The organism is Chitinophaga sp. RAB17 (genome assembly GCF_052114225.1).
Taxonomy (GTDB): Bacteria; Bacteroidota; Bacteroidia; order Chitinophagales; family Chitinophagaceae; genus Chitinophaga.
Window position 1 is genome coordinate 22,842 of sequence record NZ_JBFREI010000003.1, and the last position, 14,163, is coordinate 37,004.

The 14,163-nt window shown below is 46.3% G+C and carries 12 protein-coding genes; 9 read left to right on the forward strand and 3 right to left on the reverse strand.

Translation table 11 applies throughout. The features are described 5' to 3' along the window. Positions 1–619 precede the first annotated feature (619 nt). A complete protein-coding gene (gene fusA / locus AB4Z08_RS11980; RefSeq protein WP_441573976.1) occupies positions 620–2,695 on the forward strand; it encodes an elongation factor G in 2,076 nt (691 codons plus the stop codon). Positions 2,696–2,756: 61 nt separating this feature from the next. Here the strand turns inward: fusA and AB4Z08_RS11985 are convergent, their stop codons facing one another. Both AB4Z08_RS11985 and dusB read right to left on the reverse strand, forming a co-directional pair. Beyond that, positions 2,757–3,350 (reverse strand): nuclear transport factor 2 family protein, encoded by a 594-nt coding sequence (locus tag AB4Z08_RS11985; protein ID WP_441573977.1) that lies wholly within the window; start codon positions 3,348–3,350, stop codon positions 2,757–2,759. Between the two features lie 110 nt (positions 3,351–3,460). Then, on the reverse strand, positions 3,461–4,498 hold the full coding sequence (dusB, locus tag AB4Z08_RS11990; RefSeq protein WP_441573978.1) for a tRNA dihydrouridine synthase DusB: 1,038 nt from the start codon (positions 4,496–4,498) through the stop codon (positions 3,461–3,463). 195 nt (positions 4,499–4,693) lie between these two features. Here dusB and AB4Z08_RS11995 point away from each other — a divergent pair, with 195 nt between their 5' ends. The 8 genes from AB4Z08_RS11995 (at position 4,694) to egtD (ending at position 13,670) form a co-directional block, all read left to right on the forward strand. Then, positions 4,694–5,257 (forward strand): TetR/AcrR family transcriptional regulator, encoded by a 564-nt coding sequence (locus AB4Z08_RS11995; RefSeq protein ID WP_441573979.1) that lies wholly within the window; start codon positions 4,694–4,696, stop codon positions 5,255–5,257. Between the two features lie 65 nt (positions 5,258–5,322). After that, entirely contained in the window at positions 5,323–6,210 is an 888-nt protein-coding gene (locus AB4Z08_RS12000) for an alpha/beta fold hydrolase (RefSeq protein WP_441573980.1), read from the forward strand. 144 nt (positions 6,211–6,354) lie between these two features. Then, positions 6,355–7,242 (forward strand): alpha/beta fold hydrolase, encoded by an 888-nt coding sequence (locus tag AB4Z08_RS12005; RefSeq protein WP_441573981.1) that lies wholly within the window; start codon positions 6,355–6,357, stop codon positions 7,240–7,242. A gap of 250 nt (positions 7,243–7,492) precedes the next feature. Next, the gene (locus AB4Z08_RS12010; protein WP_441573982.1) at positions 7,493–8,872 is read left to right on the forward strand and encodes a mercuric reductase; all 1,380 of its coding nucleotides are present in this window, start codon (positions 7,493–7,495) and stop codon (positions 8,870–8,872) included. 45 nt (positions 8,873–8,917) lie between these two features. Next, positions 8,918–9,859: an ABC transporter ATP-binding protein gene (locus AB4Z08_RS12015; RefSeq protein ID WP_441573983.1), complete on the forward strand. Its 942-nt coding sequence runs from the start codon at positions 8,918–8,920 to the stop codon at positions 9,857–9,859. Positions 9,860–9,868: 9 nt separating this feature from the next. Then, the gene (locus AB4Z08_RS12020; RefSeq protein ID WP_441573984.1) at positions 9,869–11,437 is read left to right on the forward strand and encodes an ABC transporter permease/substrate-binding protein; all 1,569 of its coding nucleotides are present in this window, start codon (positions 9,869–9,871) and stop codon (positions 11,435–11,437) included. Between the two features lie 12 nt (positions 11,438–11,449). Next, a complete protein-coding gene (gene egtB / locus AB4Z08_RS12025; protein ID WP_441573985.1) occupies positions 11,450–12,604 on the forward strand; it encodes an ergothioneine biosynthesis protein EgtB in 1,155 nt (384 codons plus the stop codon). A gap of 79 nt (positions 12,605–12,683) precedes the next feature. Continuing rightward, on the forward strand, positions 12,684–13,670 hold the full coding sequence (gene egtD, locus AB4Z08_RS12030) for an L-histidine N(alpha)-methyltransferase (RefSeq protein ID WP_441573986.1): 987 nt from the start codon (positions 12,684–12,686) through the stop codon (positions 13,668–13,670). A 13-nt stretch (positions 13,671–13,683) separates the two neighbouring features. Here the strand turns inward: egtD and AB4Z08_RS12035 are convergent, their stop codons facing one another. Then, positions 13,684–14,157, reverse strand: a complete 474-nt coding sequence (locus AB4Z08_RS12035) for a DinB family protein (RefSeq protein ID WP_441573987.1) — start codon at positions 14,155–14,157, stop codon at positions 13,684–13,686. Positions 14,158–14,163: the final 6 nt, after the last annotated feature.

Below are 14,163 nucleotides of genomic sequence, written 5' to 3' on the forward strand. Positions count from 1 at the left end.
GGCAAGCGCAGCCCCCGCATATTCCGGTGACTTATAGCTATAAGTCGCTGCCAGTGGTAACGATCTGCAAAACGCAAATTTACGACCATTCAAACCGGTAGCCCTGGTAAATATTAAAGATAAATTTGTATAAAGATGAGAAAAAGGACCTGCACCTGCTGCCAGGCAATCAATGCAGGAATGTCAACGAATTAGTTTTTTTCATATAATTAAAGTATCTTTGCGGAGCAATTTAAAGCACATGAAACGTATTCTCACATATCAGGCAACCAGGCACACAGCTACCGTTATCAGAGCGGTAATTGCAAGTACTTGCATTGTCTTAATTCAAGACGGGGAGGCAGATCCATCCCGGATATGAGAGGTTAATATATAACTCCTGAAATCTTTTCAAGGGGCCTCTTCATCCGAAGAGGCCTTTTTTATTTGCTTCCCCCACTACTCCACATTTTTCCAGACAAGAAAATTTATAATGATGAACTGCAACAGGAAATTTATTATTAAAACATTGTCAGTTACACGGCTGGACCGGTAATGCAGGGCATCCTGTTGCATGTTTGCAAAGGCCTCTCATTACCAGATGAGAGGCTTTTTTTATTCCTTTTTAAATAGAAATTATATGAAACGCTTAGCGGATTTTAGAAATATAGGTATCATGGCTCACGTAGATGCAGGTAAAACAACGCTCACGGAACGCATGCTTTACTTCACCGGCTTTACACATAAACTGGGTAATGTAGACGAAGGCAACACTGTTATGGACAGCGATCCCCAGGAAGAAAAAAGAGGTATCACTATTTCATCTGCAGCGATTACTACGTATTGGAAGCACGGGGATAACACCTGGCAGATCAATATTATTGATACACCCGGCCACGTAGACTTCACCGCTGAAGTAGAACGTTCGCTGCGGGTGCTCGACAGCGCCATCGCAGTATTTTGCGCCCGCTCCGGTGTACAACCTCAGTCAGAAACAGTATGGCATCAGGCCAATCATTATAACATTCCCCGCATTGCGTTCATTAATAAAATGGACCGGCAGGGCGCGGATTTCCGCAGAGTAGTGAATGAAATACGGGAACGCCTGAACGCCAACGTATTGCCGGTACAAATACCAGTCGGTGCAGAAGATGATTTCACCGGCGTGATTGACCTGGTAACCATGAAAGCACTCGTATGGAATACACCCGATGGCAAAACGTATGACACACTGGATATTCCTGCCGAATTGCTGGAAGCAGCACAGGAAGCAAGGAACTATCTGCTGGAAGAATTATCACTGCTGGATGAGTCGTTATTGAATAAATACACCACCCATCCCGGAAGCATTACACCAGCAGATATATATACAGCCTTACGCGGCGCTACCATCCGTATGGAAGCAGTTCCCGTACTGACAGGTGCGGCCTACAAAAACAAAGGCATACAGCCCCTCCTGGATGCAGTAGCCACCTATTTGCCTGCGCCTTCAGACGTAGGTATGGTAAAAGCTGCTGACCCGGATACAGATGAACCCGTGATGATACCCGTGAGCGAAACATCTCCATTGGCGGCCCTTGCATTTAAAATCATCACAGATGATTACGTAGGGAAGTTAACGTTAGTACGTGTATATGCAGGCATCTTACGCAGTGGAGATACACTCTGGAACAGCCGCACCGGCCGTAAAGTCAGGATCAGCCGTTTGATGCGTATCATGTCCGATAAATATGAAACCGTGGAAGAAATTGGTGCCGGCGACATTGGCGCGGTGGTAGGATTAAAAGATGTGAAAACCGGGGATACCCTTTCACATCCCGATCACCCGGTACTGCTGGAAAAAATCAGCTTCCCGGAACCCATGATAGGATATGCGATTGAAGCTAAGTCGGCCAAAGAAAATGATAAACTCGGTGAAGCACTGGCCAGATTGCTCGATGAAGATCCTACCCTCAGCGTAGCAGTAGATAACGCCACCGGGCAAACGATTCTGAAAGGAATGGGTGAACTCCACCTGGAAGTAGTGCTGGAAAAGCTGGCATCACAATATCACCTGGAGGTCAACAAAGGACAACCGCAGATTGCATACAAGGAAATATTTACGAAAGCCGTTACCCACCGCGAGGTATATAAAAAACAAAACGGTGGCTCCGGTAGCTTTGCAGAAATAGAATTTGAATTATCTCCGAAAGAAGATGATGTACCCGGACTGGAATTCATCAACGAAATCAAAGGCGGTGCTATTCCAAAAGAATTCATCCCTGCGATCAGCAAAGGTTTTGAATCGGCCATGCACAATGGCGCCCTGGCGGGATATCCGGTGAAGTCCATGCGCGTAAAATTACTCGATGGAAAAATTCACGACACCGATTCACACGCCATGGATTTTGAACACGTGGCCGTCATCGGTTTCAAAAAGGTAGCGGCCAAGGCTGGCCCCCGCCTGCTGGAGCCCTGGATGAAAGTAGACGTAACCATGCCGGAGGAATATACCGGCGCCTTAACAGGTGACCTGAACAGACGCCGTGGTGTGATCAAACACATCGCCATGGATACACAGGTACAAACCATTACCGCAATGGTACCTTTGTCCGAATTATTCGGCTATATAACGGTACTGCGTACACTCTCGTCCGGCAGGGCATCAGCCACGCTGACATTTGATGGTTATCAAACCGTTCCTGAAAACATCAGCAGCGGTATACTGGTGAAATAAAAAGAAAATGGTGAAGGAATAAATCCCTTCACCATTTTTGTTATTGCGAAAAAACCATGCGCTAATTGGATAAAACATGATCCTCCCGTACATCCTGATAAAACTGTTTTACCAACCGGCTGTCCGGCAGGGAATTCAATACGGCAATAAGCCATTTCCCATCCTTATGTACCACCTTTCCTTTATAATACCCCACAGACATCAGTTGTATCTGTCCGCTGGTCAGATCTGTCCATAAACAGGAAGCATACATACTAACTTTCACGGTGTCATTTACACCAGGGAAAAACTGCATATTGGTAATCATATGTCTGGGCTGAAAATGTGAGTCTTTCGTACTCATGACTAAAGTCTCTATTTTGGCGGTCCAGTTCTGTTTCCCCTTTAACTTCACCCCGTCTACCTCTCCACGGATACTGTCGTCCATAAATTCCACACATTTAGCCAGGTCGCCATTATCAAAATGCTCGCAGAAACCAAGTATGACTTTTTCTATTTGCTGTTGATCTTTAAATCCAAAATCACTGGTGGCCGTCGTGTCAGGGGATGCAGCCGGGCCGGCGGGGATAAGTTTTTCTTTGGGAGATGATTGACAGGAAAATAATCCTGTTATGCAGCATACTACTACAACGGCGATAAGGGAGTATTTGAACATCAGGTGAATTTTATGATATAACAAAACAAACGCATAATAAGTTTTATTATATCATAAAATATTCTTTCTATAAGGCTGTTATCGGGGACCAGCTATTAATATATACCTGGTTATAAGGGGCAATTCTGATGGTAGTCAATGAGTTCTATCGGCGTATTCGCCAGTTCAATACCTTTATAATAGGCTTCAATTTCATCCAGCACTGCTTCTACCTCTTCCACCGTTTTCATGGTCACCAGGCGGCTGCGGAATTGCTTGATATCCGGTAGTCCCTTCAGGTAATTGGCATAACAACCGCGCATTTCATTGATCCCCTGTACCGGCCCTTTCCATTCTACAGATAAACGCAAATGTTTCTTACTCACGGCGATACGCTCTTCCAATGTAGGACCAGCCATAATTTCGCCCGTCTCAACATAGTGCTTGATTTCACGAAACAGCCACGGGTAGCCAATTACCGCCCGGCCAATCATAATACCATCCACCCCATATCGGTTCTTGTATTCCAATGCTTTCTGCGGACTATTGATATCTCCATTACCAAAAATGGGAATATGTATACGTGGGTTGTTCTTTACTTTTCCGATCAGGTCCCAGTCGGCCTGTCCTTTATACATCTGGCAGCGGGTACGCCCATGGATAGCCAGGGCTTTAATACCTACATCCTGCAAACGTTCTGCTACTTCTTCTATGTTTTTGGAGTCTTCATCCCAGCCTAGCCTGGTTTTCACGGTCACAGGCAGTTTGGTCGCCTTCACACAGGCCGCTGTGAGGCGCACCATCAGGTCCAGGTCTTTCAACACACCGGCACCAGCGCCTTTTCCTGCTACCTTCTTCACCGGGCAGCCGAAATTAATATCCAGCAGGTCCGGATTGGTGACATCTACTATTTTAGCCGCCATAGCGAGACTGTCTTCATCGCCGCCAAAGATCTGTATCCCTACAGGACGCTCATATTCGAAAATATCCAGTTTCCTCCTGCATTTGATAGCATCGCGTATCAGCCCTTCACTGGAAATAAATTCCGTATACATCAGATCAGCCCCGGCATCCTTGCACACCGCCCTGAACGGAGGATCACTTACATCCTCCATAGGTGCCAGCAGCAAAGGAAAATCAGGCAGCGTTATGTTGTCAATCTTTACCAAAATCAATATTTTTTCGCAGAAGGCGGAAAGATAAGCATTATTGCCGAATGAGTGGGATTGACCGGTAACCCGGAATATAGAAAAGCTTTGTTGCAGATAGACGGCTTTCTCCAGGACCGGAATAAGTATAGCAGTTGTTTCGGAATTATTTTACCGAACGTTTGGTAATTAAAAACTTTCTCTTACCTTTACACCATGAGACCGCAAAAAATAGATGATACGCAGCTGATTGAAGGACTGATGTCAATATTGCAATCCAAGGGCTTTGAAGGCGCCAGTCTCAACGACATGGCCAACGCTACAGGCTTGCAAAAGGCGAGTCTTTACCACCGGTTTCCGGGCGGTAAAAATGAAATAGCTATTATGGTTCTCCAGTTTGTACATGCCTGGATAAAGGATCATATATACCTGGTATTGACAGAGAAAGGCGTAGCCCCTGCCACCAAATTGCAACGGGCTATACAACACATCAGGCAACTGTATCAGAACGGTGAAAAAAGCTGTATCCTGAACGCACTATCGCTCGATTCGGGATTGGTAGTATTAGGCGATGAGATCAGCAAGGCAATGCAATTGTGGATCGATGCGTTTACCGCGCTGGGCATCGAGCAGGGCTTTACCACAGCTCAGGCCAAAAGCAGGGCCAGACAATCACTGGTACTCATACAAGGAAGTTTAGTACTTGCCAAGGGATTGGGAGATCCCGGTCATTTTCAAAAAGCACTTTCCGATGTGAAACTGCTTTTTGCCAGCGAGTAAAATTTTTTACCCATAAATCTTACCGAACGTTCGGTAATAATATAATCAATATTAAATAAAATAAAATGAGCATTGTAAAACACAACACCGCATCAGTAAATGGAGTCGACATTTTCTACCGGGAAGCCGGTCAAAAAGGCAATCCTGTCCTGGTATTATTACATGGCTATCCCAGTTCATCACATATGTATCGCAACCTGATGCAGCACCTCGCAGATGATTATTACCTGATTGCTCCCGACTACCCGGGATTCGGCAGGAGCGCCCAACCTCATATGGCCGACTTCAACTACTCATTCAGCAGTTTCGCCGGCATTGTACAAGGTTTGCTGGATCAGCTAAAACTGGACCGTTACAGCCTTTACCTGATGGACTACGGTGCACCGGTGGGATTCCGCATCGCCACCGCTCATCCTGAAAAAATCGAATCGCTGATTGTTCAGAACGGCTGCGCCTACGATGAAGGACTGGAGCAGTTTTGGGATCCTATTAAGGATTACTGGAAAGACAGGAACAACAAAGTAGCAGAACGCACGCTGGAAGGCTTTCATAGTATGGAAGGACTACAGTGGCAATACACCCACGGCGTACCCGATACCACATTAGTCAGCCCGGACAACTGGGAGCACGACCTCCGGCATTTGCAACGCCCCGGCAACGACAGGATACAACTTCAGCTGTTCCACGACTATCAGAGTAATGTAGCCTTATATCCTCAATGGCAGGAATACTTTCGTACCCACCATCCCGAAATGCTGATCGTTTATGGTAAGAACGATTATATTTTCCCGGTAGCCGGCGCAGAAGCTTATAAAAAAGATGTAAAACACCTCCAATACCATCTGTACGATACAGGACATTTTGCATTGGAAACCCATGGTGAGGAAATGGCCGCTACCATCAGGGATTTTCTTAACAGGAAAGTTATCCGAAAATCTCCGGCCACCGCCTGATAGTTGTAATATTGCGTCGCCGGAGCGCGCTTTTACAGCCACTCCGGCTACCATCTTTTTTATATACCTGATAGTTACCAATATTTAAATCATCACCACATGAAACACCGGCTGTCTTTTCAAATCACACTAATCTGGATATTTATGATCATCGCATCAACTGCTGCTGCAAAAAAAGAATACCCTGTGTACCACAGGACCATGAAGGTCGACGGCATTACCATCTTTTACCGGGAGGCTGGCGATCCTACCAGGCCTACACTCCTGCTGCTACATGGATTCCCTTCCTCTTCCCACAACTTCAGGACGCTCATCCCTCTGCTGAAAGATGACTTCCATATACTCGCGCCGGACTACCCCGGTTTCGGATTCAGTGATATGCCATCCATGTCCGAATTCGATTATACTTTTGAAAACTATTCACTTTATATAGAAAAATTTCTTGTGCAGAAAGGCGTGACCAAGTGCAGTATGTATTTGTTTGACTATGGCGCACCGGTAGGCATGCGGATCATCCAGCGCAATCCCGGTATCCTGGAGCACCTGGTGGTGCAGAACGGCAACATTTATGCAGAAGGCCTGAGTGATATACTTAAAATGTACAAGAAAAATATAGATGAAAACACCGCAGATTCCCGTGCTCAGGTGTATAAGGCGTTTGAACTGGAATACACCATGTTTGAATACCTGCATGGCGTGGGCGACAGCACAAAAGTAGCACCGGAAAGTTACCAGCTCGATCAATTCCTGATGGACAGACCCGGCAACAAAGAGATACAGTACAAACTGAAATACGATTATCGTTTCAATATTGCAGAGTATCCCAGGTGGCAGGAAACCTTGCGTAAGCTTGCCCCCCGCGTGCTGGTTGTATGGGGAGAGAATGATCCCGTATTCCTTAAGGCAGGAGCACTCGCATTTAAAAAAGATATTCCCGCAACGGAAATGTATTTTTATCCCACAGGACACTTTGCATTAGAAGAGTACGCCGTGGAAATAGCAGAGAAGATCAGGGTCTTTTTAAAACAGTAACATTGAATCATGCCCAAAGACATAAATAAGTGCATACTCCAGGGCAGGAAAAAAACTGTGCTAAATCAAATTTTAGACACTAAAACATCCCGAAAATCAAAATAGTCTCCAAAAACTGAAATTTATCAATTTAAAAAAGAAGGCCAGCCAAAAGGCCTTCTTTTACTTTTGGGTCGGCACCCCATAATTCACAAATTTTCCCTACATTTCCCTGGTATAATCTTTGGCCCCGCTCCTTAAAGCTTTCCGTATGCAAAAATTTGATGCAATCATAATTGGATCTGGTCAGGGCGGAAACCCGCTGGCCAAAAAAATGGCAGAAAAAGGATGGAAAACAGCAATGGTGGAACAGCGCTACCTCGGTGGTACCTGTATTAACGATGGCTGTACCCCTACCAAAGCCATGATTGCCTGTGCGAAAGTGGCACATACTGTTTTTCACAGCAAGTTATGGGGTGTCCACAGTCACGGCTTAACCGTAGATCTGCCCTTTATTGTTGCCAGGAAAAATAATATCGTGGAGCAGTTCCGCGAAGGAACCGCAAAAGGCCTGCAAACAGATGGCGTCACCCTTTTTATGGGCAGCGCAGCTTTTACCGGTAATAAAACCATCAAAGTAACCGGACATAAGGGAGAAGAAAATATCCTCACCGCAGATCACATCTTTATCAATACCGGCACTACGCCCAACATCCCGCCCATTCCGGGTTTGAACGAAGTCCCGTATTTTACTTCCACCACCATCCTGGATGAAGTAGTAATACCCAAATCACTGATTATCCTGGGTGGCAGTTATATTGCCCTGGAAATGGGACAACTCTATAAGCGTTTAGGCAGCGCCGTTACAATTATAGAAACGTCTCCGCAATTGGTGGCTAATGAAGATCCGGATGTAGCCGCCGTGATCAAGAAAATGCTGGAGTCAGAAGACCTGCAGATATACACAGGTACACAAACAGAACGCGTCAGCAGAACAGGGAAAACGATCCAGGTGGATATTGTGACGGGTACCAACCGGGAAACACTAACAGGAACGCATCTACTGATAGCTACCGGCCGCAAACCGCAAACACCGGCACTACAACTCCAGCACACCAACATACTCACCGATGAAAAGGGATATATCCTGGTGAATGACCAGCTGGAAACAACGGAGCCGGGCGTGTACGCCATTGGTGATGTAAAAGGAGGTCCGGCATTCACACATATTTCTTATAATGATCACCTCATTATTTATAAAAATCTGTTTGAAAATGCTACCTTTTCCGTCAAATCAAGACAAGTGCCCTATTGCATGTTTACGGACCCGCAACTGGGTCGTATTGGCATCACAGAAAAAGAAGCAAAAAAACAAGGCATCCCTGTTAAGGTCGCCTGTCTGAGTATGGATAAAGTAGCGAGAGCAATAGAAACCGGGCAAACAAGAGGCTTTATGAAGGCACTCGTACATGAACATACCGATGCCATACTTGGTGCCGCCATCATCGGTCCTGAAGGAGGTGAAATCATGTCGCTCCTGCAGATGGCTATGCTGGGAGGAATTACCGCCTCACAGGTACGTGAAATGGTATTTGCACATCCGCTGTATGCCGAATCGCTGAACAACCTATTTATGACCCTGGAAAAATAGGCTCCAAATTGAGCAAGTTTTTCCCCATATCATCCAATAAAACAAATGATTAAACTGGATCATGTTTCGAAAAGTTTCGGCCCGGAAAAAAAAGCGGTAAATGATATTTCCTTCGAAGTACCTGAAGGAGAAACGCTGGTATTACTGGGCACCAGTGGTTGTGGTAAAACCACTACCCTGCGCATGATCAACCGGCTGCTGGAACCCGGTAGCGGTCACATCTATGTAAATGGAAAAGAAATAAGACAACTCTCCCCGGAAATACTCCGCCGCAACATTGGCTATGTATTACAGAACACCGGACTGTTTCCGCATTACACTGTTAGTGAAAACATTGGTATAGTGCCGTCACTACTGAAATGGGACAAAGCACGTATCCGGGAACGCACCATAACGTTAATGGATAAACTCCGGCTACCGGCAGCGGACTACGCGGAAGTATATCCGCATCAGCTCAGCGGCGGACAACAACAACGCGTAGGCCTGGCCCGCGCGCTGGCGGCGGATGCACCGGCACTGCTGATGGATGAACCCTTCGGCGCACTCGATCCGCTTACCCGTATCAGCGTACGGAAAGAATTCAAAAATCTCGATGAAATCAGTAATAAAACCATCATCCTGGTCACACATGACGTAGAAGAAGCCTTTGAACTGGGCAACCGTATTTGCCTGATGAACGAAGGCCGTATTCAACAGCTGGGCGCACCCGCCGACCTGTTGTTTCATCCGGTCAATGACTTTGTCAGCTCCTTCCTGGATCCGCAACGGCTACAGCTGGAACTGAAAGCCCTGAAAATAAAAGACCTCTGGGCATGGATACCTGCCCGCCATGAATCAGGCGGCAACACCACGCTCACAGCCGAAAATACCTGCTGGGAGGCCCTGGAGGCAATGACTTCCCAACGGGTAGCCGTTGTATACAATCAGGAACAAAAAATAATAGATGGAAATGGATTAATGGACGCAATAGCCGCCTACAAAAAATAATACGACTGCATGGAATCCCGGGAAACACTATTTGATTTCGTACAACAACAATCCGGCAAACTGCTGGAACAAACCCTGACGCATACCGGTCTTACTTTTATATCAGTATTGCTGGCAGTTGCCATCGGCGTGCCCGCAGGCATCCTGATTACCCGTAGAAAAAAATGGTCTGGATTGGTACTGGGCTTCGCCGGTGTGATGCAAACTATTCCCAGTATTGCATTGCTGGGATTTATGATCCCCCTGCTGGGCATAGGTCCCAAACCCGCTATTGTGGCGTTGTTCCTGTATGCCTTATTACCTATTATCCGCAATACCTTCACCGGTATCAACGGAGTCGACCCCAGCGTTACAGAAGCGGCTACCGGCATGGGACTGAGCAAAAGGCAACTGCTGTTTAAAGTGCAGCTGCCACTGGCCTTACCCGTTATCATGGCAGGTATACGCACCGCTACCGTGATCAATGTAGGTGTGGCTACCCTCGCTGCCTATATCGCCGCCGGAGGACTGGGAGAATTTATTTTCGGAGGCATTGCCCTGAATAACACCAACATGATGCTGGCCGGCGCCATACCAGCAGCCTTACTGGCAATTCTGTTCGATTGGCTCCTGTCACTGTTACAACATATCAATATCCGTAAAGCCCGTAAAACATTATACATACTTCCCATCATCTTCGTGGTATTATCTTCTTTCTACCTCATACCGGATACTTACAACAGTAAAATGCTGGCAGGATTTACACCCGAATTTATGGGTAGAAAGGACGGCAACCTGGGACTGAAATCGGTATACGGTTTACATATCCGTACCCTGGTGATCAGCGACATGATCATGTACAAGGCTGCCTATGAAAAAAAACTGGACGTCATCAGCGGAAGCAGCACCGATGGCCGGGTAAAGGCATTTGACCTGGTGGTTCTGGAAGATGATAAACATATCTTCCCTCCCTACTACGCTGCTCCCATTGTGCGCAATGAAACCCTGCAAAAATATCCGGAACTGGAACCGGCACTCAATGTCTTGTCTGGTACAATTAATGATAGCATTATGACGGATCTGAATTACCGTGTTGACTATCTGAAACAAAATCCGGAGAAAGTAGCAAAAGATTTCCTTATCGCACAGAAATTATGGAAACCGGCAGGTACCGGCACAAAAGGAAGTATCCGCATCGGTTCCAAAATATTTGGTGATGGCTATATACTCGCCAATATGTACAAAATGCTGATCGAAGGATATACCGACCTGTCGGCAGTAACCAAAACGGGATTGGGAGGCACCAAAATAGTATTCGATGCCTTAACCAATGATCAGATAGATATGTACCCGGAATATACCGGCACCGGCTTACTGGTGATACTACAAACACCGCAGCAGGTAACAGACAGTATTATCAGCGACTCAAAAAAAGTATACGATTACGTGAGTACTGAATTTGAAAAACAATACAGCATAAAATGGCTGAAGCCAATTGGATTTAATAATACTTACGCATTAATGATGCGGAGATCAGCAGCCGAAAAATTACATATCAGCAGCATTTCGGCATTTACACATTATGTGAATAAACAGTAACGACCTGTAATTATGTTATTGAAAAAAGAATATGAAACCGTGCGCCGGCGAACAGAAAGTATCTGCGCGCCGCTGAAAACAGAAGACTATGTAGTCCAACCTATTGTGGATGTAAGTCCCCCTAAATGGCACCTGGGGCACACCACCTGGTTCTTCGAAACATTTATACTCGTGCCTAACGCAAAAGGATATACGGTATTTGATCCGCAATACAATTATGTATTCAACAGTTATTACGAATCAGTAGGCGCCCGCGTTATACGCACCAATCGTGGTAACCTCAGCCGCCCGGCGGTAGAGGACATTATGCGTTATCGTAAACATGTGGATGAAGCCATGGTTGCTTTTCTGGAAACAACAACACTTACTCCCGAGCTACAGGCACTCTTTACATTGGGCTTAAATCATGAAGAACAGCACCAGGAACTATTATATACCGATATTAAGTACATCCTTGGACACAATCCGCTATTTCCGGCATATGACCCCGCCCGTAAAGATATTCCACCGGTGAACAATCAACCCGGTTCCTGGTTAAATATGAGGGCAGGCATCTATGATATTGGATTTGCCGGAGAGGGATTCAGCTTTGATAATGAATTGGGCAGACATAAAGTATACCTGGCAGATTACGCCATCAGCGATACGCTGGTAACCAATACAGCATACCTGGACTTTATCCAGGCGGGTGGCTACCAGGATTTCCGGTACTGGCACGCAGAAGGTTGGGACTGGGTAAAAACGAACCAGGTCATCACCCCTATGTACTGGTACAACATAGATGGGCAATGGATGCATTACACCTGGCAGGGACTACAGCCCCTGATGCCCGACGCCCCGGTAGCACATGTGAGCTACTATGAAGCAGCAGCATATGCTGCCTGGAAGGGAGCCAGATTACCTACAGAATTTGAATGGGAGGCAGCAGCACCTCAGTTGGCATGGGGCCTTCGATGGGAGTGGACAGAAAGTGCCTACCTCCCCTATCCGGGTTTTGCCAAAGCCCCGGGTGCCATTGGTGAATACAATGGGAAGTTTATGATTAGCCAGATGGTACTGCGTGGCGGATCTGAGGTTACCTCACCCAACCACAGCCGTATTACCTATCGTAACTTTTTCCATCCTTCTCTCAGATGGCAATTTACCGGAATCAGATTGGCAAGATGATTGAACAACCACTCTGAAGAAATCGGGACTTTTTTGAGACAGTTAACTGTCAGTAGAAAGATAACATCAAAAAGTATTTATGACTGTAATTCCAACTGTGCTTCCGTGTAAACGCAAGCCCGCCACCGAAACATTCTACCATGATGTAGTGCAGGGCCTCAGCGCTCCGCAAAAATACCTGGACCCCAAATATTTTTATGATGCCACCGGCGACGCACTCTTTCAGCAAATTATGCAATGCCATGAATATTATCTGACGGGTTGCGAAATGGAAATCCTCAGCACCCAATCTGATCAGATTGCACAGGCATTACAAAAATATGCCGGTACCTTCGACCTCATAGAACTGGGTGCCGGTGATGCTACCAAGTCGATGCATTTGCTCCAGACATTGCTCGATAACGGCGTAGACTATACGTACTTTCCAATAGATATCTCCGCCAACGTTATTCATCAACTGGAAAAATCGCTGCCGGAAAAACTTCCGGGACTCCAGCTGCACGGATTAAATGGAGAATACTTTCATATGCTGCAGCAGGCGAACCAACATACCAGCCGGAAAAAAGTGCTGCTGTTTATGGGAGCCAATATTGGCAACTTCAGCATCACCGCTGCCAGGAGCTTCTGTCAGCAACTGAGGCAATACCTTCAGCCAGGTGATTTGTTGCTCACGGGATTTGATCTTAAAAAGCATCCGCAGGTAATTCTGAATGCTTATAACGATAGCCGCGGCATTACCCGTGCTTTTAATTTCAACCTGTTGCATCGGATTAACCGGGAGTTGCAGGCTGACTTTGATACCACAAAATTTGCGCATTTCCCCACTTACGATCCTGGTACCGGGGCCTGCAAAAGCTACCTTATCAGCCTGGAAGAACAAGTAGTACATATAGGTGACCATCTCACCGTATCCTTTGCAGAAAACGAATCGCTGTATATGGAAATCTCCCAGAAATACAGTCTGGAAGAAACGGATCAACTGGCCTCCTTTGCAGGATTTAAGCCAGTAGCCCGTTTCTTCGACCGGAAACATTGGTTTACGGATTGCCTCTGGAAATGCGTGTAGCTCGCTCCGTCATTTAATGCCAGGCGCCTAACATACGGCGCAGGGTCACAATTTCACCAGTGTGATAACTGGTATGATCCAATAACAATACCGCTTCCCGAAATAAATGTTGCCCGTTTCCCCATGGAAACGGGCTAAACAGATCTGCACCCGGCGCTTCCAGCAGACCTATAAAAGTATGCAGGTCCTCCTCCACCTGGGCCACACTGTGCTTCCAGGCAGCATCATCTGCCGGCACGGTTTCTTTCGGCCAATAAGCTTTGGGCCACTCTATTTCCTTATAATCAGGATTACGGGAAAAATCAAGGATATCAAACTGGGTGATGCGGATATGCTCTACCAGTTGCCAGATACTATAGGGCATTTCCCCGGGAACTACTCCCCTCAATTTGGCGGGGACCGATTTCACGGCATCGGCAAATGTTACGTGTGCATTCGCTTTCAGCAACATTTCCTTTAAAGACTTTACTAAAGTTGGAGCGTTCATAGAATA